At 69.5% G+C, this 26,525-nt stretch carries 28 protein-coding genes and 1 tRNA gene; 15 read left to right on the top strand and 14 right to left on the bottom strand.

Going from position 1 to position 26,525, the window contains the following annotated elements:
* Positions 1 to 19: 19 nt before the first annotated feature.
* Positions 20 to 91, bottom strand: a tRNA-Gln gene (locus H5411_RS21210).
* A gap of 197 nt (positions 92 to 288) precedes the next feature.
* Here H5411_RS21210 and H5411_RS21205 point away from each other — a divergent pair.
* Both H5411_RS21205 and H5411_RS21200 read left to right on the top strand, forming a co-directional pair.
* Positions 289 to 1,248 (top strand): acyl-CoA desaturase, encoded by a 960-nt coding sequence (locus H5411_RS21205; RefSeq protein ID WP_101437632.1) that lies wholly within the window; start codon positions 289 to 291, stop codon positions 1,246 to 1,248.
* A gap of 139 nt (positions 1,249 to 1,387) precedes the next feature.
* Entirely contained in the window at positions 1,388 to 1,978 is a 591-nt protein-coding gene (locus H5411_RS21200) for a TetR/AcrR family transcriptional regulator (RefSeq protein WP_037357077.1), read from the top strand.
* Positions 1,979 to 1,982: 4 nt separating this feature from the next.
* Here the strand turns inward: H5411_RS21200 and H5411_RS21195 are convergent, their stop codons facing one another.
* Genes H5411_RS21195 through H5411_RS21185 form a run of 3 tightly spaced genes read right to left on the bottom strand, consistent with a single transcriptional unit; the run spans position 1,983 to position 3,305 of the window.
* A complete protein-coding gene (locus H5411_RS21195; protein WP_183124788.1) occupies positions 1,983 to 2,363 on the bottom strand; it encodes a VOC family protein in 381 nt (126 codons plus the stop codon).
* The gene (locus H5411_RS21190) at positions 2,363 to 2,761 is read right to left on the bottom strand and encodes an NUDIX hydrolase (RefSeq protein ID WP_183124787.1); all 399 of its coding nucleotides are present in this window, start codon (positions 2,759 to 2,761) and stop codon (positions 2,363 to 2,365) included. Before H5411_RS21190 ends, H5411_RS21195 begins: the two co-directional genes overlap by 1 nt.
* Positions 2,762 to 2,771: 10 nt before the next feature.
* Entirely contained in the window at positions 2,772 to 3,305 is a 534-nt protein-coding gene (locus H5411_RS21185; protein ID WP_183124786.1) for a MarR family winged helix-turn-helix transcriptional regulator, read from the bottom strand.
* Between the two features lie 32 nt (positions 3,306 to 3,337).
* Between H5411_RS21185 and H5411_RS21180 the strand changes: the two genes are divergently transcribed.
* Positions 3,338 to 4,054 carry an SDR family NAD(P)-dependent oxidoreductase gene (locus H5411_RS21180; RefSeq protein ID WP_183124785.1) on the top strand — a complete coding sequence of 239 codons (717 nt, stop codon included), beginning with the start codon at positions 3,338 to 3,340 and terminating at the stop codon, positions 4,052 to 4,054.
* Here the strand turns inward: H5411_RS21180 and H5411_RS21175 are convergent.
* From H5411_RS21175 to H5411_RS21165, 3 genes are read right to left on the bottom strand one after another with little or no spacing between them, the layout of a single operon-like run.
* Positions 4,051 to 5,208 carry a PQQ-dependent sugar dehydrogenase gene (locus tag H5411_RS21175; RefSeq protein ID WP_183124784.1) on the bottom strand — a complete coding sequence of 386 codons (1,158 nt, stop codon included), beginning with the start codon at positions 5,206 to 5,208 and terminating at the stop codon, positions 4,051 to 4,053. The two genes, H5411_RS21180 and H5411_RS21175, sit on opposite strands and share 4 nt — an antisense overlap.
* A 19-nt stretch (positions 5,209 to 5,227) precedes the next feature.
* On the bottom strand, positions 5,228 to 5,881 hold the full coding sequence (locus tag H5411_RS21170; RefSeq protein ID WP_101437638.1) for a response regulator: 654 nt from the start codon (positions 5,879 to 5,881) through the stop codon (positions 5,228 to 5,230).
* Complete coding sequence (locus H5411_RS21165) at positions 5,878 to 7,017, bottom strand: sensor histidine kinase (RefSeq protein ID WP_183124783.1); 1,140 nt, start codon at positions 7,015 to 7,017, stop codon at positions 5,878 to 5,880. The genes H5411_RS21170 and H5411_RS21165 overlap by 4 nt, the downstream gene beginning before the upstream one ends.
* A 131-nt stretch (positions 7,018 to 7,148) precedes the next feature.
* Between H5411_RS21165 and H5411_RS21160 the strand changes: the two genes are divergently transcribed.
* Together H5411_RS21160 and H5411_RS21155 are read left to right on the top strand one after the other, a co-directional pair.
* Positions 7,149 to 7,754 carry a class I SAM-dependent methyltransferase gene (locus tag H5411_RS21160; protein ID WP_101437640.1) on the top strand — a complete coding sequence of 202 codons (606 nt, stop codon included), beginning with the start codon at positions 7,149 to 7,151 and terminating at the stop codon, positions 7,752 to 7,754.
* Positions 7,726 to 8,232, top strand: coding sequence for a DedA family protein (locus tag H5411_RS21155; protein WP_101437641.1), 507 nt, complete (start codon positions 7,726 to 7,728; stop codon positions 8,230 to 8,232). Before H5411_RS21160 ends, H5411_RS21155 begins: the two co-directional genes overlap by 29 nt.
* Here H5411_RS21155 and H5411_RS21150 read toward each other — a convergent pair.
* Entirely contained in the window at positions 8,210 to 8,995 is a 786-nt protein-coding gene (locus H5411_RS21150; protein ID WP_460431778.1) for a helix-turn-helix domain-containing protein, read from the bottom strand. The genes H5411_RS21155 and H5411_RS21150 overlap by 23 nt on opposite strands.
* On the opposite strand from H5411_RS21150, the gene H5411_RS21145 reads away from it, so the two are divergent.
* A complete protein-coding gene (locus H5411_RS21145; RefSeq protein WP_416333126.1) occupies positions 8,976 to 10,016 on the top strand; it encodes an LLM class flavin-dependent oxidoreductase in 1,041 nt (346 codons plus the stop codon). The genes H5411_RS21150 and H5411_RS21145 overlap by 20 nt on opposite strands.
* Positions 10,017 to 10,040: 24 nt before the next feature.
* Positions 10,041 to 13,601 carry a transcription-repair coupling factor gene (gene mfd, locus H5411_RS21140; protein ID WP_183124809.1) on the top strand — a complete coding sequence of 1,187 codons (3,561 nt, stop codon included), beginning with the start codon at positions 10,041 to 10,043 and terminating at the stop codon, positions 13,599 to 13,601.
* 6 nt (positions 13,602 to 13,607) lie between these two features.
* On the opposite strand, the gene H5411_RS21135 is transcribed toward mfd, so the two are convergent.
* A complete protein-coding gene (locus H5411_RS21135; protein ID WP_101437643.1) occupies positions 13,608 to 14,501 on the bottom strand; it encodes a LysR family transcriptional regulator in 894 nt (297 codons plus the stop codon).
* A 115-nt stretch (positions 14,502 to 14,616) separates the two neighbouring features.
* Here H5411_RS21135 and H5411_RS21130 point away from each other — a divergent pair, with 115 nt between their 5' ends.
* A complete protein-coding gene (locus H5411_RS21130) occupies positions 14,617 to 15,420 on the top strand; it encodes an NAD(P)H-binding protein (protein WP_101437644.1) in 804 nt (267 codons plus the stop codon).
* 39 nt (positions 15,421 to 15,459) lie between these two features.
* On the opposite strand, the gene H5411_RS21125 is transcribed toward H5411_RS21130, so the two are convergent.
* Entirely contained in the window at positions 15,460 to 15,873 is a 414-nt protein-coding gene (locus H5411_RS21125) for a hypothetical protein (protein ID WP_183124781.1), read from the bottom strand.
* Positions 15,874 to 15,954: 81 nt separating this feature from the next.
* Between H5411_RS21125 and H5411_RS21120 the strand changes: the two genes are divergently transcribed.
* From H5411_RS21120 to H5411_RS21090, 7 genes are all read left to right on the top strand, one after another.
* On the top strand, positions 15,955 to 16,953 hold the full coding sequence (locus H5411_RS21120; protein ID WP_312878500.1) for a hypothetical protein: 999 nt from the start codon (positions 15,955 to 15,957) through the stop codon (positions 16,951 to 16,953).
* Positions 16,950 to 17,864 (top strand): nucleoside triphosphate pyrophosphohydrolase, encoded by a 915-nt coding sequence (locus tag H5411_RS21115; protein ID WP_183124780.1) that lies wholly within the window; start codon positions 16,950 to 16,952, stop codon positions 17,862 to 17,864. The genes H5411_RS21120 and H5411_RS21115 overlap by 4 nt, the downstream gene beginning before the upstream one ends.
* Before the next feature lie 477 nt (positions 17,865 to 18,341).
* Complete coding sequence (locus tag H5411_RS21110) at positions 18,342 to 18,896, top strand: RNA polymerase sigma factor (protein ID WP_183124808.1); 555 nt, start codon at positions 18,342 to 18,344, stop codon at positions 18,894 to 18,896.
* A 41-nt stretch (positions 18,897 to 18,937) separates the two neighbouring features.
* Positions 18,938 to 19,726 carry a zf-HC2 domain-containing protein gene (locus tag H5411_RS21105; protein ID WP_183124779.1) on the top strand — a complete coding sequence of 263 codons (789 nt, stop codon included), beginning with the start codon at positions 18,938 to 18,940 and terminating at the stop codon, positions 19,724 to 19,726.
* Positions 19,727 to 19,747: 21 nt separating this feature from the next.
* Positions 19,748 to 20,551, top strand: coding sequence for an ABC transporter ATP-binding protein (locus H5411_RS21100; protein ID WP_183124778.1), 804 nt, complete (start codon positions 19,748 to 19,750; stop codon positions 20,549 to 20,551).
* On the top strand, positions 20,551 to 21,894 hold the full coding sequence (locus H5411_RS21095; RefSeq protein ID WP_183124777.1) for a hypothetical protein: 1,344 nt from the start codon (positions 20,551 to 20,553) through the stop codon (positions 21,892 to 21,894). Before H5411_RS21100 ends, H5411_RS21095 begins: the two co-directional genes overlap by 1 nt.
* Positions 21,894 to 22,457: a hypothetical protein gene (locus H5411_RS21090; RefSeq protein WP_183124776.1), complete on the top strand. Its 564-nt coding sequence runs from the start codon at positions 21,894 to 21,896 to the stop codon at positions 22,455 to 22,457. Before H5411_RS21095 ends, H5411_RS21090 begins: the two co-directional genes overlap by 1 nt.
* 74 nt (positions 22,458 to 22,531) lie before the next feature.
* On the opposite strand, the gene H5411_RS21085 is transcribed toward H5411_RS21090, so the two are convergent.
* From H5411_RS21085 to efeO, 4 genes are all read right to left on the bottom strand, one after another.
* The gene (locus H5411_RS21085; protein WP_183124775.1) at positions 22,532 to 22,942 is read right to left on the bottom strand and encodes a PPOX class F420-dependent oxidoreductase; all 411 of its coding nucleotides are present in this window, start codon (positions 22,940 to 22,942) and stop codon (positions 22,532 to 22,534) included.
* 4 nt (positions 22,943 to 22,946) lie between these two features.
* Positions 22,947 to 24,011: an LLM class flavin-dependent oxidoreductase gene (locus H5411_RS21080; RefSeq protein WP_312878499.1), complete on the bottom strand. Its 1,065-nt coding sequence runs from the start codon at positions 24,009 to 24,011 to the stop codon at positions 22,947 to 22,949.
* 105 nt (positions 24,012 to 24,116) lie between these two features.
* Positions 24,117 to 25,376 carry an iron uptake transporter deferrochelatase/peroxidase subunit gene (gene efeB / locus H5411_RS21075; protein ID WP_183124774.1) on the bottom strand — a complete coding sequence of 420 codons (1,260 nt, stop codon included), beginning with the start codon at positions 25,374 to 25,376 and terminating at the stop codon, positions 24,117 to 24,119.
* Entirely contained in the window at positions 25,373 to 26,524 is a 1,152-nt protein-coding gene (gene efeO / locus H5411_RS21070) for an iron uptake system protein EfeO (protein ID WP_183124773.1), read from the bottom strand. The genes efeB and efeO overlap by 4 nt, the downstream gene beginning before the upstream one ends.
* Position 26,525 lies beyond the last annotated feature (1 nt).

Below are 26,525 nucleotides of genomic sequence, written 5' to 3'. Positions count from 1 at the left end.
GCCCTCGCCGGATGTGCAGCTCCGCCGCCAGGATTCGAACCTGAACTGTCAGAACCAAAATCTGAAGTGCTGCCGATTACACTACGGCGGATCGGTCCTGGTCAGGATAGCGATGATCGAGGACCGGGGCGCCAGGAGGGGGAGGCGTGCGCCACAGCGCCGTCCCGGGCACCGGGCAATCGGACTTTTCGGGCCTCCACAGCGCCGGAAACCTCCTGTACCGTAACTTACGACACCGTAGGTAAGGGCACCCTTCGCAAGGGGTTGCGAGAGGAAAGAAGTGAGCGCATGACGGCGACCCTCGATCGTTCTCAGTCAGCGGGCGACCCGCCCAAGGGGCCCAAGCCGATCATCGAAGGACAGCGGTCGATCGGGGTCCAGCTGTCGGTGTACTTCGGGGTGCTGCTGCCGATCGTGGCGCTGCTGGTCGCGGTTCCGTTCGCCTGGGGCTGGGGACTGACCTGGCTGGACGTCGCGCTGTTCGTCGTGTTCTACGGGATCAGCGGCCTGGGCATCACGGTCGCTTACCACCGCCACTTCACCCACGGCTCGTTCAAGGCGAAGCCGTGGCTGCGGGTCGTGATGGCGATCGCGGGCAGCATCGCGTTGCAGGGACCGGTGATCACCTGGGTGGCCGACCACCGGCGCCATCACGCGTTCTCCGACCGCGACGGCGACCCGCACTCGCCGTGGGCGTACGGCACCTCGCCGCTGGCCATCGCCAAGGGTTTCTGGCACGCGCACATGGGCTGGCTGTTCGAGCGCGACAAGAGCAACCAGGGCCGCTTCGCGCCGGACCTGGTGAAGGACCCGGCGATCCGCAAGGTCGACGACCTGTTCTGGCTGTGGTCGCTGGTGAGCCTGCTCGGCCCGGCGCTGCTGGGCGGCCTGATCTCGTGGTCGCTGTGGGGCGCGGTGACCGCGTTCTTCTGGGCGGGCCTCGTCCGGATCTGCGTGCTGCACCACGTGACCTGGTCGGTCAACTCGATCTGCCACATGATCGGCGAGCGCCCGTTCGCCGCCCGCGACCGTTCGGCGAACTTCTGGCCGCTGGCGATCTTCTCCTTCGGCGAGTCCTGGCACAACCTGCACCACGCCGATCCGACCTCGGCGCGGCACGGCGTGAAGCGCGGCCAGATCGACATGTCGGCACGGCTGATCTGGATGTTCGAGAAGTTCGGCTGGGCGCACGACGTGCGGTGGCCGACCCCGCAGCGGCTGGCCCGGATCGCGGCTCAGGCCAAGTAGCGGTCGTGAGCGGCGATCCCGGTGAGAACCGGGATCGCCGCTCACGACTACCCTGCAGCGAATGGCGGGGAGACGACGGGCGAAACGAGAAGCGGCGGTCACCGGCGCGCGGCCGGCCGCACCGGTCGCCCGGGTGCGCATGACCGGTACCGAGCGCAGGCAGCAACTGCTCAACGTGGCACGCGCGTTGTTCGCCGAAAAGGGTTTCGACGGCACCTCGGTCGAGGAGATCGCCGCGCGGGCGAACGTGTCCAAACCGGTTGTCTACGAGCACTTCGGCGGCAAGGAAGGCATTTACGCCGTCGTCGTCGACCGCGAGACGCAGCTGCTGCTCGACCGGATGGTCTCGACGCTCCACGGCGGGCATCCGCGGGTCATGCTGGAGCAGGCGGCCGTCGCGCTGCTGAGCTACGTCGAGGATTCCCACGACGGTTTCCGGATTCTCGTCCGCGATTCCCCGGTCGCCAGTTCCACCGGGACCTTCTCGACGGTCCTCAACGACATCGCCAGCCAGGTCGAGCACATCCTCGCGCAGCAGTTCGCGGCCCGCGGGTATGAGGAGAAGCTGTCCGCGCTCTACGCGCAGGCGCTCGTCGGCATGGTCGCGCTCACCGGGCAGTGGTGGCTGGACGCGCGCAAGCCGAAGCGCGACGAGGTCGCCGCGCACCTGGTGAACCTCGCCTGGAACGGGTTGTCCCACCTGGAAAACAAGCCGCGGCTGCTGGGCTGAAGCCTCAGCTGCCGGACGGCGCGTTGCTCAGATCCACTACGCAGAACAGGTTGTCGTCCGGATCGGCGAGGACCACGAAGTCCGGTTTCGGCGGGTAATGCTCCCAGTCGACGCGGCGGGCACCGAGCCGGACGAGCCGTTCCACCTCGGCGCGCTGCTCGTCCTCGGTGTCGGTGTAGAGGTCCAGGTGCAGCCGCGGCCTCGGTTCGGCGGGCGACTCGCTCCGCAGCAATCCCAGCGCGTGCGCACCGCCAGGGTGGGCCAGCGTCCGCCACGTTTCGCTGGCCCATTCCGGATCCTCGACGAGCCCGAGCGCCTCGGACCAGAACCGCGTCGCGCGTTCGACGTCGGCGACTCCGAGCACCGTGATGCCGAGTCGCAGCATCAGACCAGCTTTCCTTGGGCGTGCAGGTCGTCGAGGATCAGCTGGACCGTCGCCGACACCCGGTCGCGGTCGGCGTGGGCGAGCCAGCCGAACGACTCGATCTCGCTGCTCGGCTTCAGTTCGCCGGCGTAATCCGCGGTGTAGCAGGTCATCCGCACCACGACACCGTCTGCTTTGCCGTGCGCCTGCGCTTCCCAGGTACCGGCCAGCCGCGCGGAAGCCGGGTCCAGCGTCACGCTCAGTTCCTCGGCGATTTCCCGGACCAGCGTCTCGACGTCCGACTCGCCCTCCTCGCGTTTCCCGCCGGGCAGGTACCAGGTGTCCTTGCCCGCCGAACGCGCGGCGAGCAGCTTGCCGTCGACCACGTGCAGCCAGGCGACTTTGTCGATGGTGGACATGTCAGCCACCCTACCTCCGCGCCCGCCGGTCCAGGTCCGCGAGCAGGATGCGCAGGAGATCGGCGAGCTGCTCGCGTTGGGCCGGGGACAGTGCGGACACCAGGGTTTCCTCGTGCTCCAGCAGATCGCCGACGGTTCGCTCGATCAGTTCGTGCCCGGCCTCGGTCAGCTCGACGTACACCGCGCGACGGTCCGAAGTGGACTTGACCCGGCGGACGTGCCCGTCGCGTTCGGCGCGGGCGGTCTGCTGGGAGATCGCGCCGGGGCTGACCCGGCAGCGCTTCGCGAGTTCGCCCGCGCTGAGCCGGTACGGCGGCCCGGCCCGGCGCAGCGTGCTGAGCAGGGTGCGGGTCGAGGCGTCCATCCCGAGTTCGAGCATGGTCGCGCGCCGGTCGTCCTCCAGGAGTTTCGCGATGTGCCAGATCCGCGTGATCACGCCGATGGACGACACCGGCGTGCCCGGCCGCTCGCGCAGCCACGCCCGCTGAATCTCGTCCACCTCGTCGCTTGACGGGTTTTCGCCGCCGCCGGTACCGTCGTCCACGAGAGGTACTTTAGCAATAAAGGATGTGCGTGATGAATCGGGAAGCAGTGGTGACCGGGGGCGGTACCGGAATCGGGTACGCGATCGCCGCGGCGTTTGCCCGGGCCGGCGATCGGGTCACGATCACGGGGCGGCGCGAGGACGTGCTGACCGAGGCGGCGACGCTGCTCGGCGCGTGTGCGGTGAGCTTCGACGCGAGCGATCCCGAGGCGGTCGAGGCGGCGCTCGACCAGTTGCCCGAACGGGTCGACGTGCTGGTGAACAACGCTGGTGGCAACACGGATTTCCAGCACGAGCGCGGTAGGGACCTGAAGGCGCTCGACGCTGCCTGGACGGCCAACATCCGGGCGAACCTGTTCAGCGCCGCGTTCGTGACCACGGCACTGAAGGAGCGGCTGGCCGATCACGGCCGCGTCGTCACCATCGGTTCGATCGCCGGGCACACCGGAGCCGAATCGTACGGCTGGGCGAAAGCCGCGGTGGAAGTGTGGAATACCGAAATCGCCCGTCAATTGGGGCCGCGCGGGATCACCGCGAACGTCGTCGCGCCGGGACTGATCGTGGACACCGAGTTCTTCCGCGGAAAGCTTTCCGCCGAACGCGAGGAACGGCTGGTCGAGAACACGATGACGAAACGCGCGGGCAAACCGGACGACGTCGCCGAGGTGGTGCGGTTCCTGGCGTCCCCGGAGGCCGGACACGTCACCGGACAGGTCGTGCACGTGAATGGCGGCGCGTACGGCGGCTAACCCTTACTTGGGGTCACGCGCAGCACTTTGTCGTTGGTGCCGTTGGAAGTCGTCACGTACAGCGAGCCGTCCGGTGCGCTCCGGGCGGCTCGCAACCGGCCGAATTTGTCGTTGAACTCCGCGGGCAGCGTGACTCCGGTGACCTTCGCGGCCGCGTCCAGGTGCAGCAGCAGGAGCTTCTGTCCCTTCAACGCGACCACGACCAGCGCGCCTTCGTTCGCGCCCCATTGCTTGCCGGTGAGGAACGCGTCGCCGCTGATCGCCTCGGTGATCCGCCCGCTGGTCCACAGTGGACGGACCGCGTCCGGGAACCGGGTGGTGTCGGTCATCGGCACGCTCTCGTCGTAGCTGGGATCGGTGCCGCCCTTCGACGGATCCCAGCCGTAATTTCCGCCTGGCCGCAGGAGGTTCACCTCGTCGTCGAACGCCGGGCCGTGTTCGGAGGTGATCACCTGGCCGGTGCCCGGCCGGATCGCGACGCCCTGCACGTTGCGGTGGCCGTAGGTGTAGATCCGGCGTTCGTTCGGGTCGGTGGACGACAGGAAGGGGTTGCCCGGCAACGGTTCCCCGGTCTTCGCGTCGATCCGCAGCACCTTGCCGCCGAGGCTGTGCCGGTCTTGGGCCACCGTGGACCGAGCGGTGTCGCCGGTGCCGACGAGCAGCGCGCCGTCGGGAGCTAGCGTCGGGCGGCAGCCGGAATGCCGTCCGCTCGGATTGACCGGCAGACCGGTCAGCAGGTTGCGCACCTTGGCGGCGCTCGCGTCGTCGTCGGCGAGCCGCCAGGTGACGAGCCGGACGTCCACCGCGCGGCCGTTTTCCTGGTGGGTCTGGCAGGTGGTGAACTCGCGCGAGGTCGCGAAGTCCGCCGCGAGGACCAGTCCCATCAGGCCGCCTTCCCCCTGCACGAGAACGTCGGAGAAATCGGCGCGCACGTCGGTCGTCCGGCCGTCGCGGACCAGCGCGAGCTTGCCGGGCCGCTGTGGCACGAGCAGTGAACCGTCGGGCAGGAAGGCGACGTCCCATGCGTGTTCGAGGCCGTTCGCGACCTCCTGCACGGCGAATCCGCCTGGCTCCGATTTTCCCGGAGCACTCGCTGGCGCGGCCGAGCAGGCGGCGAGCACCAGGACGGAGGCGAGCAACGCGACGAGACGCATGGGTCCAGCATGCCCCGATTCAGCCGCCCGGACGTACCAATCCGGATTCATAAGCGAACACGACCGCGTGCACCCGGTCCCGCAGTCCGAGCTTGCTCAGCAACCGTCCGACGTGCGTCTTCACCGTCGTTTCGCCGATGAACAGCGTCGCGGCGATCTCGGTGTTCGACAATCCGCGCGCGATCAGGCCGAGCACGTCCTTCTCTCGTTCGGTCAGCGTCTCCAGCTTCTGCTCGTCCAGCGGCGTCCGATGGGCGCTGAGATAACGGTCGAGCAGGCGTTTCGTGACCGACGGCGACACCATCGCGTCACCGCGCAGCACGCCGCGGATCGCCACCAGCATCTCGTCCGACGGCGCGTCCTTGACCAGGAATCCGCTGGCCCCGGCGCGAAGTGCGGAGTAGGCGTACTCGTCGAGGTCGAATGTCGTGATCACCAGCACTGACGTGTCCGGCAGTTCGGCGCAGATCTGCGCCGTGGCCGCGACGCCGTCGAGCACCGGCATCCGGACGTCCATCAGCACGAGGTCCGGCCGTTGTGCGCGGGCGAGTTCGACGGCTTCCGCGCCGTCGCCCGCTTCGGCGACGACCTCGAGATCAGGCTGGCTGTCCACGATCATCCGCAGCCCGACGCGCACCAGTTCCTGGTCGTCGCAGATCAGCACGGACGTCATGCGGCGTCCGTCCGCAGCGTGGCCGACACGCGGTAGCCGCCGTCGGGCAGCGTGCCGGTTTCGAGCTTGCCGTGGTACATCGCGACGCGCTGGGCCATGCCGGTGAGCCCGCGCCCGGACCCGGGCAGGCCCGCCGCGACCGGTTGCCGTCCGCCGGAGTTGGTGACTTCGACGTGGATTTCCGGTCCGGCGAAGGTGACCCGGACCCGGCCGGTCGCGTCGGGCGGCGCGTGTTTGAGCATGTTGGTCAAGGCCTCCTGGACGATGCGGTACGCCTGAAGCGCCACGCCGGCGGGCAGGTCGGCGATGTCGCCGTTGACTTCGAGCGTGATGTCGCGGCCGGACTGCGCGACGAGCGTGCGCAACTGGTCGAGTGTCGGCTGCGGAGCACGCGCGGGTTCGCCAGCATGCATCACTTCTAACAGCCGCCGCAGTTCGGCGAGCGCGGAACGGCCGGTTTTGCTGATGGTGTCGAGTGTACGGTCGACAGCGTCGGGGTCGTGATGGCGTGCGAGCTTCGCTCCTTCGGCGTTCAGGACGATCACGCTCATGCTGTGTGCGAGTACGTCGTGAAGCTCGCGCGCGATTCTCGTGCGCTCTTCGGCAACTGAAGCGCGACTGCGGGCTTGTTCCTCGGACGCCGCTAGCTCAGCTCTCAGCCGTTCTTCTTCAGTGAGTTGTTCCTTCGTGCGGAAGAACGCGCCGAGCGCCCAGGCCGCTAGGTACAGCGGTACTACGCCGAAGATGGTGAGCGTCGGGTTCAGGGTGTTGACGCCCCAGGTGAATCCCCAGTAGGCGTCCAGCCCGGCGATAGCGACCGCGAAGCCGATGAACCATCTGTCGCCGGCTTTCACGAGCGTGTACAGAACCACTGCCATCGCGAGGTCGCTACGGCCACGGTCATACGCCCATATCTCGTTCGTATAGACGACAGCTACTCCGATGAGGATCAGGAGCGCGACTGTGCGCGGGTAGCGGCGGCGAAACAACAGCGGCAGCAGGAACAGCATCGAAATCATGCGCACCGGCCACGTCTGCTGATCCGCGATGTTGGGTCCGAAGGCGACGAAGACGGCGTACAGCGGCAAGTCGAGCAACCAACGCTGCTTGCGTACCCAAGTGACCAGTCCACGCACGAAACGAACGTAACGCGTGGTCGTCGTCGGGCGCGTCGTTCCGGAGGATGGCTGTGGTCCTCCGTGCGGACGACTTTTCGCGCCGACCGAGCCGATCCGCGACGACCGGGACGCTTCCTACCGTCGGAAACATGTCGATTACCAGGGAGTTCTTCCGGCACCCGATGCGTACCGGCGCGATCGCGGCCAGTTCGGCACGGCTGGCCGGAGTGATGACTGCCGGGCTGGGCGTCGAGAGCGCGCACAGCGTCGTGGAACTGGGGCCGGGAACGGGCGTATTCACGGAAGTGCTGCTTCGCATGCTTCAGCGCGACGCGCACTTCACGGCAGTGGAAATCAACCCGCACCTTGTACAGGAGTTACGCGAACGCTTCCCGTCGCTGCACGTTGCGGAAGGCTCCGCAGAGCACGTTGCTGCGTACGTGACCATGCCGGTCGATGTCGTCGTCTCCGGTCTGCCGTGGACAGCTATGCATTCTGCGCCACAGGCTGCGGTACTGAACTCTGTCTGCGAGGTGCTTTCCCCGCAGGGCCGCTTCACCACCTTCGCGTACGCGCACACGGCATGGACACCGCCAGCGCGTCGGTTCGCACGGTTGCTGCGAAGCCGCTTCGCGGTTGTCGAACGCACCAGTGTGGTTTGGCGGAATCTGCCGCCGGCGTACGTGTACCGCGCGGCCTTGCCGGTGCGGTCTGGACTGGACCGCTATGGGCAGCCTGCTTCAGCCGCTTCTTGACGCACCCGCGCCGCTCGTCTATTTGATCTGCGCGCTGGTGATCATGGCCGAGACAGCGTTGTTGCCCGGCATTGTGCTGCCGACGCTGTCCACCTTGCTGCTCATGGGTTTCCTGGTGCAGCGCGGGACTTTACAGCTGTGGCCTGCGCTCACAGTCTGCGTCGCGGCAGCGCTCGCCGGGGACCTGCTCGCGTACTGGGAGGGACGACTGTGGGGCCCGAAACTGCGTCGCTCACGCGTAGGCCAGCGGATCGGCGAAGCGAAGTGGGACAAGGCTGAAGCGACCGTTGCACGTTATGGCGTGCCAGCAGTCGTCCTAGGGCGGTGCCTGGCGGGCGTACGCACTCTCGTGCCGCGCGTCGCCGGTTCTGCCGGACTGTCGTACCGACGCTTCTTCCTCGGAAGCCTGTGCGCGGCAATGCTGTGGGCGGGTGTGGAGTTGACGATGGGTCAGCTCACTGGGTGGGTCGCGCCTTGAGCAGCTCCGCGGTTGGGGCGTCGGCGGGCAGGAAGGTTTCGAGGCTCAACTCAGCGACCGTCACGTCGACCGCGGTGGCGAACTGCGTGATCGCGGTGAGCAGCCGCAGTTCGCCCGCTGAAGTGGACAGCTGCAGCGGCACGGCGAACCCGAGGTGGTCGCCGGACGGTTCGCCGGGCGACGGCAGGTAGCCGGTGAGTTCGTCCAGCAACGCCTGGTGCCGCGGATCAGGTCCGTGCGCCAGACCGCGGCGAGGACGTTCGAGCACGTGCTGCGCCCAATCGGCGAAGTTCTGGATCCGCGGAGCCATCCCGCGCGGATGCAACGCCAGCCGCAGCACGTTGACCGGCGGTTCGAGCAGCTCCGCCGCGACGCCCTCGGTGAGCAGGCTGAAGCCGTCGTTCGCCGCGACGAGATCCCCGTAGCGGTTCACGACCAGCGCCGGGTACGGCTCGTGCCCGGCGAGCAGCGCGCGCAGCGACTCCAGTACCGGCGTCAGCGCGGGGTCGTCCAGCCGGGTTTCGGGGTAGACCGGCGCGTATCCGGCGGTCAGCAGCAAGGCGTTGCGCTCGCGCAGCGGCAGGCCGAGCGCCTCGGCGACGCGCACCACCATGCCCCGGCCAGGCAGCGAACGGCCGCGTTCCATGAAACTGACGTGGCGCTGTGTCGTCCCGGCTTTCAGCGCGAGGTCGAGCTGGCTGAGCCGATGGCGGGAACGGGCGTCGCGCAAGGCGTCGGCGAACGTGGTGGGCACCTGCGCGATTCTGGCCGAGTCCGAGGTCGGCCGGCGATTCCCCGCAGGGAATTGCCGGGACGCCGCGCCGCGCTGGATCGTCGACACCGTGGAATTCGGACTTCTTCTTCCTGCCGGACAGGCACAGCTCGAAGCTGGCGGCACCCCGCGTGCCCTCGTCGCATTGGCCCGCGAAGCCGAACGGCTCGGATTCGCGTCGATCTGGGCCGGTGACTCGCTTTCCCGTCCCCGGATCGAACCGCTCACCCTGCTCACCGCGGTCGCGCAGGCGACCGAACGCGTCACCGTCGGGACCGCCGTGCTGTTGCCCGCGCACCGCAATCCGGTGCAGACCGCGATGACGCTCGCGTCGGTCGACCTGATCTCGGAAGGACGGCTGGTGGTCGGTGTCGGCGCGGGCTTCCCCGGTTTCAGCGAGCGGGAGTTCGAGCTCGCCGGGGTCGATTTCCGGACGCGGTTCTCGCACCTGGACGACGTCGTCGCGCTCTGGCGCGAGCTGTGGACCGGGCAGCCGCGCTCGTTCCACGGCAAGGTGCTGCACTACGACTGGCTGCCGTCGGCGCTCCGGCCCGCGAGCCCCGGCGGTCCGCCGATCTGGCTGGGCGGCGCGACGCCCGCCGCGCTTCGCCGCACCGCTCTGCACTACGACGGCTGGCTTCCATATCCGCCGGACCCCGCGGATTACGCGTCCGGCCTTCAGACGGTCCGCGCCGCCACTGACCGCCCGGTCACCCCGTCGCTGTTCCTGACCGTCTACGTCGATCCCGATCCGCGCCGCGGCCTCCGCGTCCTGGAGGACTACGCACAGGGAAACTACGGGCGGCCGCTGGCGCAGATCAGGACCATCCAGGCGACTGTGACCGGTCCGGTCTCGGAGGTCGCGGAGACCGTGCGCAGGTACGCCGCGGCCGGGGCGGAGCACGTGCTGCTGCGCGTCGGCTCCCTGGAACCCGGTGCGGTCGAGCGGCAGCTGCCCCTGTTGGCGGAGGTGATCGCCGGGGAGCGGAAACCTGTCGGTGCCGCGACGTAGTCTGGGACGGTGACCGACGCTGTACTGTCCGGACTCCTCCAAGCCATCCTTCCCGACCCGGCGTTGCGCGGCGTTGTCGAGCGCGCCGGGGCTCCGCTGCTCGAACTGCAAGGCGCTGTCGCCGTGCGACAGCTCGTGGCCGCCGCGCTGGCCGAAGACCCCGAGCGCGGCGGCGCGGGCCGCCCGGTGCTGGCCGTCACCGCCACCGGGCGCGAAGCCGACGAGCTGACCGCCTCGCTCAGCGCGCTGCTGGGCCCCGGCCGCGTGGCCGACTTCCCGTCCTGGGAGACGCTGCCGCACGAGCGCCTTTCGCCGCGCGCGGACACCGTCGGGCGGCGGCTCGAAGTGCTGCACCGGCTGCACACCGGCGACGACGAGCTGCGGGTCGTGGTCGCGACCGTGCGCAGCCTCATCCAGCCGATGGCTCCCGGCCTCGGCTCGCTCGCGCCGATCGACCTGGTCGTCGGCGAGGAGCAGAGCTTCGAGGGCCTGCTCGAACGGCTTGTCGAGCTGGCTTACACGCGCGTGGACATGGTCGAGAAGCGCGGCGAGTTCGCGGTCCGCGGCGGCATCCTCGACCTGTTCGGACCCACCGCGCAGCATCCGGTCCGCGTCGAGTTCTGGGGCGACGAGGTCAGCGAGATCCGCGCGTTCGCGGTGTCCGACCAGCGGTCGCTGCCCGGCGAGATCCAGCGGGTCACCGCGCCGCCGTGCCGCGAGCTGCTGCTCACGCCGGACGTCAAGGCGCGCGCGGCCGAGCTGGCCACCACGTACGAGGCCGACGCGCACCTGGCCGAAATGCTCACCAAGCTGTCCGGCGGCGTCCCGGTCGAGGGCATGGAGGCGCTCATCCCGGTGCTCTGCGAGGGCGAGCTGGCCCTGCTCACCGACGCGATGCCGGCGGGCAGCCACGTGCTGCTGGCCGACCCGGAGAAGATCCGCGCCCGCGCTGCGGACCTCGTCCGCACCGGGCAGGAGTTCCTCGAAGCCTCCTGGACCACCGCCGCGGCGGGCGGGCAGGCCCCGATCGACCTCGGCGCGTCGGCGTACCGCGATCTGTCCGAGATCGCGTCGCACGCGCAGGAGACGAAGCGTCCGTGGTGGACGCTCACGCAGCTGACCAGCGAAGACCCGGACGTCTACCGCGTCGGCATCGAGCCCGCGCCCGCCTACCGGGGCGAGCTGGAACGCGCGATGACCGACCTGCGCGCGCACCTCGCGTCCGGCGGCACCGGCGTGCTCGTCGTCGCCGGACAGGGCACCGCCAGCCGCGCGGTGGAGCAGCTGATGGCGGCCGAGGTCCCGGCGAAGCACGTCGAGGTGCTCGGCGACGTGCCGCCGGCCGGGGTCGTCACGGTCACCTGCGGCGGGCTCGCGGAGGGCTTCGTCTCGCCGGAGCGCGCGCTCGTGGTGCTGTCCGAGGCAGACCTGACCGGCCGCGGCGCCGCCGCCGGAACGTCCACAAAGGACTTGAACACGAAGATGCCGTCGCGCCGCCGCGGCGCGGTCGACCCGCTGGCGCTCAAGGCGGGCGACTACGTGGTGCACGACCAGCACGGCATCGGCCGGTTCGTGGAAATGGTGCAGCGCACGGTCGCCGGCGCGACCCGCGAGTACCTGCTGCTGGAGTACGCGTCGTCCAAACGCGGCCAGCCCGGCGACCGGCTGTTCGTGCCCACCGACCAGCTCGACGAGGTGTCCCGCTACGTCGGCGGCGAGCTGCCCACGCTCAACCGGCTCGGCGGCTCGGACTGGAAGAACACCAAGGCACGCGCCAAAAAGGCGGTCAAGGAGATCGCGGCCGAGCTGGTGCAGCTCTACGCCGCCCGGCAAGCCGCGCCCGGCCACGCGTTCGGTCCGGACACGCCGTGGCAGTCCGAGCTGGAAGACGCCTTCCCGTTCACCGAGACCAACGACCAGCTCGCGGCCATCGACGAGGTCAAGTCGGACATGGAACGCGGCGTCCCGATGGACCGCGTGATCTGCGGCGACGTCGGCTACGGCAAGACCGAGATCGCGGTGCGCGCGGCGTTCAAAGCGGTGCAGGACGGCAAACAGGTGGCCGTGCTCGTGCCGACCACGCTGCTCGCGCAGCAGCACCTGAACACGTTCACCGAGCGCATGCGGTCGTTCCCGGTCACCATCAAGGGCCTTTCCCGGTTCACGCACAAGGCTGAATCGGACCAGATCCTGGAACAGCTCGCCGACGGCGAGGTCGACATCGTCATCGGCACGCACCGGCTGCTGCAGACCGGCATCCGCTACAAGGACCTCGGCCTCGTGATCGTCGACGAGGAACAGCGGTTCGGCGTGGAGCACAAGGAACACATCAAGGCGCTGCGCACGCACGTCGACGTGCTCACCATGTCGGCGACGCCGATCCCGCGCACGCTGGAGATGTCGCTGGCGGGCATCCGCGAGATGTCGACCATCCTCACCCCGCCGGAGGACCGGCACCCGATCCTCACCTACGTCGGCGCGTACGACGACAAGCAGGTCGGCGCCGCGATCCGGCGCGAGCTGCTGCGCGACGGCCAGGTGTTCTACGTGCACAACCGGGTGTCGTCGATCGAGAAGGCGGCGAAACGGATCCGCGAGCTGGTGCCGGAGGCGCGCGTCGTCACCGCGCACGGGCAGATGAACGAGGACAAGCTCGAAAAGATCATCCAGGGCTTCTGGGAGAACGAGTACGACGTCCTCGTCTGCACCACGATCGTCGAGACCGGTCTGGACATCTCCAACGCCAACACGCTGATCGTGGAACGCGGCGACATGCTCGGCCTCGCCCAGCTGCACCAGCTGCGCGGCCGGGTCGGGCGTGGTCGCGAGCGTGGCTACGCGTACTTCCTGTACCCGCCGGAAGCGCCGCTCACCGAGACCGCGCACGACCGGCTCGCCACCATCGCGCAGAACACCGAACTCGGCGCGGGCATGGCGGTCGCGATGAAGGACCTGGAAATCCGCGGCGCGGGCAACATCCTCGGCGCGGAACAGTCCGGGCACATCGCGGGCGTCGGGTTCGACCTGTACGTCCGGCTCGTCGGCGAAGCGGTCGAGGCGTTCCGCCGGCACGCGGGCGCGGAGCCGGCGGAGGACGAGGAACTGGCCGAAGTCCGCGTCGACCTGCCGGTGGACGCGCACATCCCGCATGACTACGTCCCCGGCGAACGGCTCCGGCTGGAGGCGTACCGCAAGATCGCGTCGGCCCCGGACACCGCGGCCCTCGACGCGGTGCGCGAGGAACTGGTCGACCGCTACGGCCAGCCGCCCGCCCCGGTCACCCGGCTGCTCGCGGTCGCCGCGTTCCGGCACGCCTGCCGCGCCGCCGGCGTCACCGAGGTCGCGGTGCAGGGCAACACGATCCGGTTCGCGCCGCTGCCGCTGATGGACTCGCAGCTGGTGCGGCTGAAACGCTTGTACCCCAAGGCGTTGTACAAGGCGGTCACCAACACGGTGTCGGTGCCGAAGCCGACCGAAGGCCCGGCGGGCGGCCGGATGGGCGCGCCGGTGCTGCGGGACCAGGAACTGCTCGACTGGTGCACGAAGCTGTTGGCACAGCTGACAAAAACCCCGGCGGCGGTGTGAGCGGCGTTATTCCGAGAGGTGCTGCACCACTAGGTCGGCGAACGCCTTGGCGGCGGCCCCTGCGGTACGTCCCGCTGGGGTCGCCAGGGAAATCGGCCAGTCGAGGTCGGCGTCGGCAATCGGCAGCACGGCGAGGTCGTCGTCTTGCGGAAGGATCGCCCGGGGCAACAGGGCCACGCCAAGGCGCTGCCGGACGAAATCGGTGCCCGCGGCGAGGTCGGTGATCTCGATGGCGAGCTGCCGCCGTACCCCGGCGGCGGCGAACGCGCGATCGGTCACGGCGCGATTTCCGTAGCCGGGCGGGAAATCGATGAAGGGTTCGTCGGCCAGGTCCGCCAGCGTTAGGTCTTTTCGGCGGGCGAGCGGATGATCGCGGGGAACCACGAGATCCAGGGGAGTGGCCGTCAGCGTCCGCAGGCGCACGGTGGCCGGCGCGTGTCCGGGAAGCGAGACGAAGGCGAGATCGAGCCGTCCGGCAGCTACCTCCGCGACCAGCCCGGGCGATCCGCCTTCGGATGACGCGGTCGCGAGCTGAACCGACACGCGGGGGTGCTCGCGGTGAAAGCCGCCCAGCAGCGCGGGCAAATCGATCAGCCCCAGGCAACTCATGGTCCCGATGCGCAGCGTCCCGCGCAGCCCGCCGCGGACAGCGTGCACGGTGTCGCGGGCATCGCGTGCGGCGTCGAGCGCTGCCCGCGCTTTCGGCAGAAGCGCGAGCCCAGCGTCAGTGAGGCTGACCCGCCTGGTCGTGCGCAGCAACAGCGGCGCGTCCAGTTCCCGTTCCAGGGAAGCGATCGTCGCCGACACCGTGGCCTGTACGAGGTGCAGTCGAGTCGCGGCGCGGGTGAAGCTCGCTTCCTCGGCGACCGCGACGAAGCACTCCAGCTTCCGCAACTCCATGACCGGATTAATAGCACTGATCGATCAATGTGACTAGTAATCTTTGTTGGACTCGATCAGTGGGGTCGCGGAAAGGTGGGGGTCGTAGAGACGAATTCCCCTCCGGAGGCACCCCTTGACGATCTTGATCACCGGCGCTCGTGGCGGCATCGGGGCGAGCCTCCTTCGCCGCTTGCCCGACGTCCGAGCCGCCAGCCGAGCCCCGGACCGGCTCGATTTGCCGGCCGTCCAGCTGGACCTCGCCAATCCGTCGACGTTCGCTCCAGCGCTGGCGGGGGTTACCGGCATGTTCCTCTACGCCGAGCCGACCGGTATCGAGGACCTGCTGGACGCCGCGGTCTCCGCCGGAGTGCGGCGAGTCGTGCTGCTCTCCTCGGACTCGGTGACCCTGCCCGATGCCGAACACAACGCGTTGGCCCAGCACCACTTTCTGGTGGAACGGGCGCTCCTCTCGGCACCATTGACCGCGACCGTGCTGCGCCCTGGCGGCTTCGCCACGATGACCTTGGGCTGGGCCGAATCCGTCCGCACCGGCCAGCCGGTCGAGCAGGCGTACCCGGACGCCCGGCTCGACGTCATCCACCCCGAGGACATCGCCGACGTCGCCGAACTGGCGTTGTCCACCGGCGAACTGGACGGCGAGACGCTCAGCTTGGGCGGGCCGGAGGTACTCAGTTTCCGCGACCAGGCAAGGATCTTGGCGGAAGTGCTCGGCCGGGAAATCGAACTGCGCGAACCGAGCCGGGACCAGGCAGTCCAGCAGTTGCGGGGGCACGTTCCCGCGCCGTTGGCCGAGGCGATCGTGGACTATTGGGCGCACTTGCCCGGCGAACGCGCCCGGAGCGTCGAACGGATCACCGGTCGTCCTGGCCGCACTTTCCGCCAGTGGGCAATGGAGTATGTCGCCGCGTTCCAGTAGTAACGGATCCCGGCGCGGTTACCTCGAAATAAAAGCTGTTCAGCCCGCCGTGCAGACCTCGAAACCCGGCGGTTCCGCGGTGGCCAACCGCAACGCCACGTCCTCCTGCGGCGTCGGCAGGGCCCCGCAACCGGACATCGGCAACGGCCGGGGACGTCGCGGTACCCGGGCTCCCGAACCGCCGCCGCGGCCCGGGTGGACGAGCAAGCCGCGCTCCGGATCCGGGACCGCGTCGAGAGCGGCCGTCACAGCGGGCAGGCTCCGGAAGCGATCTCGTTTCTCCTCCGAGGAAAACTCGATCTCCAGCGTCACGCCCCAGCGGTGCACGTGCCACGTCCACTGCTCGGCGCCGTTGGTCAGCGCGGCCTCGGTCAGACGGTCGCCGTGAGCACGCTGCCACGCGCTCGCCGCGAAGGCCCCGTCGAGGACTTCGATCGACAACCAAGAGTCCATATGTCGACAATAGCCCCCTGGATGCCTCGATGGTGTTGCGTTTCGAGGGCATGTGAGAGGGTAGGGCCTGTGATGCGGATCATGGGGCGCCGCCGTGCGCTGGGCGCCGTTCTCGCCGGAGCTCTCCTCCTTGCCGGATGCGGTACCGGGCCTAGTCAGGTGGGCACCGCCGCGGTCGTCGACGGTCAGGTCACCACCATTGACCAGGTTCAGGCGCTGCTCGACCGCGCCGTGCAGGAGCAGCCGTACGCGCGGCAGCTCGCGTCGCGGCACCAGCTCGACCTCGTCGGGCGCGAGATCGTCCGGCAGACGCTGCTGCACGAGGTCGTCGTGAAGGCCGCGCAGAAGGAAGGCATTTCCGTCGACGAGGCCACCGTCAGCGAGGCCATGCAACAAGATCCGCTCGCGTCGCCGGTGCCCGAGGCCGTCACGCAGGACCAGTCCGCGGCCGTCACCCAGCTTGTCTGGCGGCTCCGCGACCATCGCGAGGCCATCAGCGATCAGTACCTGCAGCAGCGGATCGCGCTGAAGTACCTGCCGACGCTGTCGGTGAACTTCGACTACACCAGCATCGGCGCGCCGACCTCGGAGAGCCAGGCCCCGTCGATCGACCCGAAGGCCGCGCGCAGCCAGGCCATCGCCAAGGCCGAGGAGTACGCGAGCAACCCGGGCAAGATCCAGGCCGACATCCAGAGCGGCGCGCAGGGCAACGTCGGCCAGCAGGCTCCCGCGTTGTCGTCGCCGCAGGACGCCGCGACCGTGCTGTTCGGCGTGCCCGCGAACACCGTCATCGCGTTCCAGCCGAACCCGGCGAGCGCGCCCACCTGGTGGGTCACCGCCGTGGTGCGGAAGCGGACAACCGACGCGAAGGTCGCCACCGACCAGGTCCAGCAGCCGACCGCGGCTCAGCTGGGTGCGATCGGCGTGCGGATGCTCCAGCCGTATGTTGGCGACGTGGACTTCAAAATCAACCCGCGCTACGGCGTGTGGGACCCGGTCGGCATGAACCTCGCTCCCAGCGCGGCCGAGGTCACGGGCGTGGCCGTGCCGCTGCACGGCGGTGCTCCGGCGAAGCAGTGACCGGCACCGTAGTCCTGGTCCGGGGAGGGACTCTGCCCGCGGCCGCCCTGCCTCTGCTTCGCACTAGTGCCGTATACGCCGCGACCGACGTCGACTCCGCGCAGTTCGGTGTGCCGCCGGTAGGCGAGTCCTCCGAGGACATCGTGCTGCTCGCCGCGTCCCGCACCGAGCCGACCGCGGCCGCGATGCTCGCCGCCGGCGCTCAGCTGATCGAGACCCCTGTGCCCCCGCTCGTCGAAGCGGTCGAGGTCATGGACCGCCTGCGCTCGCCAGGCGGCTGTCCGTGGGATGCCCGGCAGACGCACGAATCCCTGCGGCAATACCTGGTCGAGGAAACCTACGAACTGCTGGAAGCCATCGAGGACAACGACCGGGCGGCCCTGCGCGAGGAACTGGGCGACGTCCTCCTGCAGGTCCTGTTCCATGCGCGCGTAGCCGCCGAACACGGCCGGGCCCCCTTCACCATCGACGACGTGGCCCGTGACCTGGTGGGCAAGCAGGTCGGCCGCCACCCCAACGTCTTCGCCGACGCGGCCCGCATCGCCTCGGCCGAGCACCAGGAACTGAAGTGGGAAGAGCTGAAGCAGGCCGAGAAGCAACGCAAGTCCATTGTGGACGGCGTCGCGCTCGGCCAGCCCGCGGTCGCCCTGGCCGGAAAACTGGGCCAGCGCAGCGGCCGGGCCGGGATCCCGCTGGACCTGTTCCCCCAGGACTCCTCGGCCCCCGCCCAGCTCTTCCGAACGGCGGCCATCGCCCGCCGGGGCGGGCTGGACCCGGAGGGCGAACTGCGGGCGGTGGCGAAGCAGTTCGCCCGCGACATCCGCGCGGCGGAGACGGCCGCCCGGAACGCCGGGGTCGAGCCGTCGACGCTGGAGGCTGAGGGCTGGCGGAAGTTCTGGCCTTCGGTTTGAGTCGGGTTTTGGTGCCCTGCTTCGGTTTCCGTGGCGTGCGTGGCTGACGGGTTCTTCACTCTGGCCCGGTGCGCTGCTTGGCTTCTGAGGCGCTCGTTGCCCGTAATGCGCGGGTCTCTTCTTTGCGGCACTCACGAGCCCCGGCCTAGCGCTGCTTGTCGCTCGCGTTTCGCGCGCACCAGGGCTTCGCCTGCGGCCTCGCGCTTCCCGCTCCGGCCGCACATTTGCCGCCCCCGCCGTCGTTCGCTGGCAACCTTCCCGTGCCCAGATGCGGATCGCTGTCGCGTATCTGGGTGCCCTAGCCTCCGCGGGTCGGCCGCCTCACTCGAACGACGGAGACCTGCTCCATCCGCCACCACCCCCGCCAGACCCCGGGCACGATTGCTCCCGGCAGCCGTCCCGCCACGGCTCCCGAATGTGTGATCCAGATCACTCGTTTTAGAGAACCGGAAGCGCGGAGGTGGCGTCTTGCCGGGTGTGAAGCACAAGCCACCCAGGGAGCCGGACGAGGAACGCCTCCTCCGGCGCACCGCCCGCGGTGACCGTGCGGCGTTCGAAGAGCTCTACCGCCGCACGTCGCCGTGGCTCGCGATACGCCTGCGTCGCCGCTGCTCCGATGACCAGATCGTCGCGGAGGTGATGCAGGAGACTTATCTCGCCGTGTGGCGCGCCGCGGGTTCGTTCGCGGGCGTCGTCGCCGGCGGCTCCGCCGTGGGCTGGGTGTGGAGGATCGCGGTGCGGCGGCTCATCGACGCGTATCGGCGGCGTGCGCATCACGCGAATCCGCCGCCCGGAGTGCACGAGTCGCTGTCCGCGCCCGCCGCGGAGGAGGAGGCGCTGGCGGGCACGGTCGGCGATTCGGTGGGCGACGCCTTGCGCAGTCTCGCGCCGGAGCTGCGCGAGGTCCTGCACGCCATGGTGCTCGACGGATTGTCGGTGCGGGAGACAGCGATCCTGCTGGGTCTGCCGGAGGGCACGGTCAAAACCCGGGCCCGTCGCGCCCGGATCGCGATGCGGGAGGCGTTGTCGTGAACGCCGCCGAGAAACCAGGACTGTCTGAAGGAGGTCAAGCCATGAACCACGTATCCGACCGGATGCTCGCCGGCTACGTCGCCGGTCGCGAACTGCCGGGGGACGAGGCATGGGCGATCGAAGGGCACCTGGAGAAGTGCGCGCAATGCCGGGCGCGGCTCGCCGGCGCGTCCACCGCCGAGGTGACCGGTCTGCTCGACACCGTGTGGGCCGGGCTGGAGCCGAACCTCGCCGAAGCACCGCAGCCGAGGCCGCGCCGGGTCGCGGCGTGGCTGCATTGCTGGGCGACCCCGGTGATGGTGCCGTGGCTGCTGATGGTCCTCGTGGTCGGCGCGCTGTCGGTCTACCTCGACCGGTCGCTCCGGGAGGGGTTGTCGCTCGTGCAGCTGCTTTCCCCGGTGCTGCCAGTCTTCGGAGTGGCGGCGGCGTGGACCCGCGGGCTGGATCCGTCGTACGAACTCACCGCGGCCACCCCGCGCGCCGGGCTGGAGCTGATCCTGCGCCGGACCACAGCGGTCGTGGTGCCGGTGCTGGCGGTGCTCCTCGCCGCCGGCTGGCTGGTCGGCGCGCGGATGGGATTCGGGCTGCTGCCGAGTCTCGCGTTCACCACCGGGACCCTCGCGCTCGGCACGTTCATCGGCGTCGCCTGGGCGGCGTCGATCCTGGTCGGCCTGTGGCTCGGCGCGCTGGTGGTGCCGAGCGTCGCGTTCGGGGGCTCGGTCCTGCTGGAGGACGTCGCCTGGCCGGGCTGGCTGGCGGCTGCCGTCGTCGCGAGCGTGTTCGTAGTGCTTCGCCGGAACACCTTCACGCAGCTTGCTGCGCATCACTGACGGAAACGAGAGGGGACACCGATGCGGGCTGTGGAAGCCGCCGAGGTCGCTCCGGCGACCTATGCCTGGGAAATCCAAGCGCAGGCACTGAAAGTACGGGTCGGCCGCAAGAAGATGGCGGTCGACGGCCTCGACCTCGCGCTCGGCACGGGGGTGCACGGGCTGCTCGGGCCGAACGGCGCGGGCAAGACCACCTTGATCCGCACTCTGGCGACGGTGCTGCGGCCGACGGAAGGCGAGCTGACGCTGCTCGGAGAGCCGATCGGGGGGCGCTTCGACCAGCGCGGCCTGCGCCGCCGGATCGGCTATCTGCCGCAAACCTTCGGGTACTACAAGCGGTTCACCGTGCGCGAGTTCGTCGAATACCTGGCGTGGCTCAAGGAAATGCCCAAACAGGAGGTGCCGGGCGCGGTGCAGCGCGCGATCGAGCGGGTCGGTCTCGCCGAACGCGCCGAGGCCAAGATGAAGACGCTGTCCGGCGGCATGATCCGCCGGGTCGGCATCGCACAGGCGATCGTGAACGACCCGGTGCTCCTGCTGCTCGACGAACCCACCGCCGGACTCGATCCGGCGCAGCGGCTGCGCTTCCGGGAGCTGCTGCAGGAAATCGGCCGGGACGCGTGCGTCGTCGTGTCCACTCACCTGGTCGAGGACGTAGCGGCGGCGTGCTCGGACGTCGTCCTGTTCGCCGCCGGGAAGCTGGTTTTCCAAGGCACGCCGGCCGATCTGGCCGCGGCGGGCAGCGAGGCGGACGTCGGGGACAGCCCGATCGAGCGCGGCTATTCGGCGCTGCTCGGCCACGCGCAGGGGAAGGGAGCCTGGTGATGAGCGCGTTCCGGATCGAAGTCCGGCGCACCGTCGCTCCCTGGGTTCCGGTCGCGATGCTGGCGGTGAGCCTTGGCCTGCTGTTGTCGCGCGGACCGTGGAACTACGATTCCGGGGCCTGGAACGCGACGTGGCTGACCGCGGTGCGGTGGTCGCGCTACCTGCTGGTGCTGCTGTGGCCGATCATCGTCGGAGCCGCGGCGATCCAGGGCATGCGGGACGTCCGTGCCGGGGTCGGCGAATTGTTCAGTTCCACGCCCCGGCCTGCCGGGCAGCGAGCCAGGACACTCGGCCTCGCCCTCGGGCTCACCGCGGTGGCGGGCTATCTCGTGCTCGTCGCCGCCGGGGTTGGACAGGTCGTGGCGAAGGGCGGGCTGTTCACCACGGCGTGGATGATGCAACTGGTGCTCGGCGTGCTGTCCGTGCTTGCCGGCGTGGCACTGGGCCTGGGCCTCGGACGGCTGCTGCCGTATCCGATCACCGCTCCGGTGCTCGCCGTGCTCGCACTGGCGGGCGGGCTCTTCGCGCAGGTGTCGGGCACGAACCGAGCGGCGCCGAACGCGGTGGTCCTGCTGGGGATCGGGCAAGTGCAGCCGCGCGGTCCATTCGACCAGCCCAGGACCGCGGTGGAGATCGGGCAGTTGAGCTGGGTGCTCGGGCTCGCCGCTGCCGGAATTCTGTTGCTGCTGGCCAGCTCGGCGCGGACCAAGGTGCTCGCGCTGCTCCCGGTGGCGGCCGGGCTGGCAGTGGCGTTGCCGCTCTTCCCCGCGACGCCGGAGGACAACTACGCTCCGGACAAGACGGCCGCCGCTCTCGTCTGCGACGGTCCGGTGTGCGTCACGCGATTGCACGAGGACTGGTTGTCCACTGTGGCCGGTCCAGGCAAGGAAGCCTTGCGGCGACTGGAGAAGCTGCCGCAGCATCCGACTCGGGTCGAGGAGTCGGCAGAACCGTACCGGACCACGAGAGTCGGCCCGCGGGATCCTTCACGCCTGCTGATACAGCAGGACGACTACGCGCTGCGGGACAAGAGCGGGCCCGGCCTCACCATGGCCATGCTGAGCGGGGCCGGAACATTGCCCTGCCACGCCTTGTCCTACGGCGGAGAGAAGAACGACCGCGAGGACGCCGCGCGCTGGGTCATGGCGCAGTGGTTGCTCGGCTCGTACACCCCGCCGTCCTCGCAGCGGCAACCTCCGCTGCGGCCCCGGACAGACTCAGCGTGGGCAGCCTTGAAAGCAGCGCCGGAGGCGGAACAGACCATCCGGATCGCCGCGGCTCGGCAGGCGGAGCTGACCTGCACAGGCGACCCGTTGAAGATTCTCCTGGAGGGTGCGCGCTAATGCGGTGGACAGCGCTGTACGTGCGTTCGCGCCACCTCGCGGTGTCACTGGCGGCGGTGGTGCTCTGCGCCCTCGCATTGCCGCCGCTGCTGGGCAACAACTGGTCGACGTTCTTCGCGACCATCACCCTCGGTGGCGCGGTAGCAGTGGCAGGGGTGGGACTCAGCGGACAGGACATCGACCTCGATCGCACAGCCTCCTTCCGCTGGCCGCCTCGGCGTCTAGCGCACCTCTTGCTGATCGGTGCGGTGGCCGGCGGAGTAATGCTCGCGGCACAAGGCCTTGCCGAACTCCCGATGCAGGCTGGCTGGATTTTCCGCAACGCGGCAGGGCTGCTCGGCTTGACCGGTCTTGCGGCCACGCTGTTCGGCGGCCAGTTCGGCTGGACGATGCCCTTGGGCTGGGCGATGACGGCGGTGTTCATCCCGAGAGCCGCCAGCCAGGTCTACGACGTCGTGGCCTGGCCGATGGCGACCGCGGACTCCGCCCCGGCATGGTGGACGGCCGGACTCCTGTTCGTGGCGGGAACGGCGGCGTACACGCTGGCGGGTGCTCGACGATGAACCGGCCGACCGGCACGCCGGGCGCAGTCCCGTCCCTCCCCCGGGCAGGGGCGGGACTGCGGACCGGCGCGGCTTCAGACGTTCCGGTTGTTCGGCTTCACCTCCAGCGGTTCGCGGTCGGGGTCGTCGATGCCCATGCTGATGATGCGTTGCGGGTAGATGCGGATGACCGCGCCGTCGAGGTGCCCGTCCGGTTCGAAGGCGTCCGGCACGGCTTCCGCCCGGCCCCGGATCTCCAGGCAGCGGATGCGCATCGGTTTCGTCGAGGGCCGGTCGTCGATCACGATGGCGACGCGGCCGTTGGCCTCGACATTGCGGTATTTCCGGCTTTTCGTCAGGTTGTACCCGGTCACGTCGATGGTCTGCGTCTCCGGGTTCCAGCTGAACGCGACCGGGCTGACCTGCAAGGTGCCGTTCGGTTGCTGGGTGGCCACCCGGGCGAGGGGCTGGTCGGCGAGGTAGCTGAGTTCCGCTTCGGTGAACATGCACCTACCGTGCAAGTTCAAGCTTGCTTGAAGTCAAGCGCACGCGGGGAATCACGTGCTCGGCGAACCGTCGCATCTCCGCTTCGAAGGGCTGAAATTGCAGCATAAACGTCTCGATTCCCAGGTCGGCCCACTCGCGGATCCGCTGGGCGACGGTGTCGTAGCTGCCGACCAGGCCGGCCGCGGTGCCGCCGTTCGTGCCGATGTGCGGGTACTTCGCGAACGTCTGGAACATCACGGCTTTCGGATCGGCGTCCGCGACCAGCGCTTCCCACCGGGCCTTGCCCGCCTCGGCCAGTTCCCACAGCGCTGCCAGTTCCGCTTCCGCTTCGGCATCGGTTTCGCGGGCTACGACGAACGCGGACAGTCCAAAACGGACCGGTGCGCCGACGCGCGGGCGGGCGGCGACGTCCGCGATCAGCCCGGCGACATTCTCCTTCGGCTGTCCGTTGATGAACCACACGTCGGCCTTGTCCGCGACCAGCGCTCGCGCCGGGTCCGACTCGCCGCCGACGTACACGGTCGGTGCCGAACCAGCCGGCCGCAGCTGGTATCCGTCGACCTGGAAATGCTTGCCCTCGAACGAAACCCGCTCGCCAGCCAGCAGCCCGCGCACGACGCTGATCCATTCGCGGCCGTACTCGTACCGTTCGTCGTGCTCGGCGAACGGAATGCCCGCCCGCTCCAGCTCCGGCTTGTACCAGGCGTTGACCAGGTTCAGCCCGAACCGGCCGCCGCTGATCTCCTGGATCTGCAGCGCCTGCTTCGCCAGCACCACCGGGTGCACCAGATACGGCTTGATCGCCGCGATGATCTCGATCCGCTCGGTGAGCGCGGCGAGCGCCGCCGCGGACGTCCACGTCTCCAGCTGGTCCAGTTCGTCGCCGAACGGGTTCACCACGTGCTGCGCGATGAGCGTCGAATCGAAGCTGAGCCGGTCGGCCTCGACGATCAACCGCCGGTTGCGCTCCCAGCTGGCGTCCACCGGATCGTCCGGATGATCGAACGGGCCCCACGACCCGTAGACGACCGCCCATACCCCGAACCGCGGCTGTGCCACAGCGACCACGACCGAACTCCTCACCTCGCGCGGATGAACGCGGTCACCGTCGCTGGCCCGGAGGGCGCCGGCAACCGGTCCCACGCAGTGGCGGGGCGGGGAGGTTTGTACTGGTCAGGCGAAGAGCCCGTCACCCCAGTTGCTAGTCGGCGTGAGGCCCGGCGGAATCGCGAAGTGCGCGGACCCGGTGTGCTGCAAGTACTCCATCATCGCGTCCTTCGAGGACAGCACCTGCTGCATCGGGACGTACTGCGTGCGGGTGTCCCGGTTGAACGCCAGGAAGAACAGCCCCGCCTCGAGGTGGCCGACACCGTCGGAGCCGTCGACGAAGTTGTAGCCGCGGCGCAGGATCTGCACGCCCTTGCGCGTCTGGCGCGAGGCCAGCCGGATGTGCGCGTCCTCGGCGATCAGCGGGGTCCCGCCCTCGCCGCCGACCTGCAGGTCGACCTGGTCGAACTCGCCGGTCTGCCCGAGCGGCGCGCCACTTCCCTTCGTGCGCCCGACAATCTGTTCCTGTCCGGCGAGCGTTTCGCGGTCCCAGGTTTCGATGTGCATCCGGATCCGGCGCGCCACCAGGTACGTGCCGCCGGCCATCCACGCCTGTCCGTCGCTGGCCTGCGCCCACACCTGGTCGCGGAGCACGTCGGTGTCCTCGGCCTTGATGTTGTTGGTGCCGTCTTTGAAACCGAACAGGTTGCGCGGCGTCTGCTGCGAGCGCGAGGTCGACGAGCTTCGCCCGAACCCGAGCTGCGACCAGCGCACCTCGGTGACGCCGAAGCCCAGCCGCACGAGGTTGCGCACCGCGTGCACCGCCACCTGAGGATCGTTCGCGCAGGCCTGGATGCACAGGTCGCCGCCGCTGCGGGCGGGGTCGAGTTTGTCCTTCGGAAACGCCGGAAGGTCGATCAGCTGCGGCGGGCGCTTCGCGGCGAGGCCGAACCGGTCGTCGAAGAGCGAGGGGCCGAAGCCGATGGTCAGGGTGAGGTCGGAGGGGGGCAGGTCGAGCGCTTCGCCGGTGTCGTCCGGCGGGGCCTGCGAGGAGCCGCCGAGCGCGCCGTTCGGGCCGACGTCCTGGCCCGCGGTCATCCGCCGCGCCGCGGCCGTCCAGGTGCGCAGCAGGTCGCGGAGCTTCGTGGCGTCCTTCGTGATCACGTCGAGCGCGGCGAAGTGCAGGTTCTGCTGCGTCGGCGTGACGATCCCGGCCTGGTGCTCGCCATGGAAGTCCACAGTGGACACCGCGGCCGACGCGGGAGTGCCGCCGCCGAGCCGGTCGATGCCGACCCCCGCCGCCGCGCCCGCGCCGGCCAGCGCGACACCCGCGCCGGCCAGCCCGAACAGCTTCCGGCGGGAAACCTGGGTCCCCTCCTCGGTCACTTGGACACGACCTCCGCGACCTTGCTCAGCGGCTCGCTCAGCGCGTCGACCGCCGAGGCGAACGCCTTGATCTGGTCCTGGGAGAGCTCGTTGTAGTACTTGAAACCGTCGCCGGAGCGGGTCTTGTCCAGCAGCCCCTGCACGTTCGCGAACTCCTTGTCCAAAGTGGAGACCAGGGCCGCGTCGCGCTCCTGGATGACCGGCCGCAGCGCGGCGATCGCGCCCTTGGAACCGTCGAGGTTGGCCTGGAAGTCCCACAGGTCGGTGTGCGAGAAGGTCTCCTCCTCGCCGGTGATCTTCTTCGTCGCGACCTCGTCGAGCAGGCCCTTCGCGCCGTTGGCCAGGTCCAGCACGCTCAGCTGCAGCGTCTTGGTCTTGGCGACCAGCGACTTCACGTCGGTGAGCAGCTTGTCCGCGATCTGCGGGCTGTCCGGCTTCAGGCCGGTGGTCCACAGGTCCTTCTCCAGCCGGTGGAACCCGGTGAACTGCTGGCCCGGCTCGACGTCGGCCTCGCGCGCGTCGATGGCCGGGTCGAGGTCGCCGAACTTCTCCGCGACCGGTTCGATCCGCTCGTAGAACACGCGGGTGCGCGCGTACTCGGCCTTCGCCTCGTCAGCCTTGTTGGCCTTCACCGCGGCGACGAACTTGGCCGTCTCGGTCTCCAGCGCCGAGCTGTTGTTCTCGACGTAGGTCGCGTAGCTCTTGGTGGCAGCGGCTTTCTGCGCGTTGGCGTTGCTCTGGCCCGGCGCGCCGCCGGTGACCGTGAAGTCGCCGCGGATGCCGTTGCCGGTCATGCCCGGCTTGCACGCGGTCTGGTACTTGCCCGCCTCCGGGACCTCGACGATGAGCCGCCGGTTCAGTCCGGGCGCGATGTTCTCGACCTCGCCCATGATCCGGTCGCCCTCGGCGTAGAGGTAGAACTCGGTGACCTTGCTGCCCTTGTTGGCGATCTCGAAGGTCAGGTTGCCCGCGGACGCGGTCGTCGCGGACACCGAACAGGCGGTGTCGGACGCCTCGACCTTGATCGGCCCGCCCGAGGTCGCGCCGGAGGGGCCGGACGCGGAATTCGTGCTGTCGCAGGCGGTCAGCGCGACGAGGGCGCTGAGGCCAGTGAGCACAGCCGTCGAGGTCTTGCGGAACTGAGGCACT

The sequence above is a fragment of the Amycolatopsis echigonensis genome, from assembly GCF_014174495.1.
Classification (GTDB): Bacteria; Actinomycetota; Actinomycetes; order Mycobacteriales; family Pseudonocardiaceae; genus Amycolatopsis; species Amycolatopsis echigonensis.
This window is presented reverse-complemented; position numbering and strand designations above follow the sequence as displayed.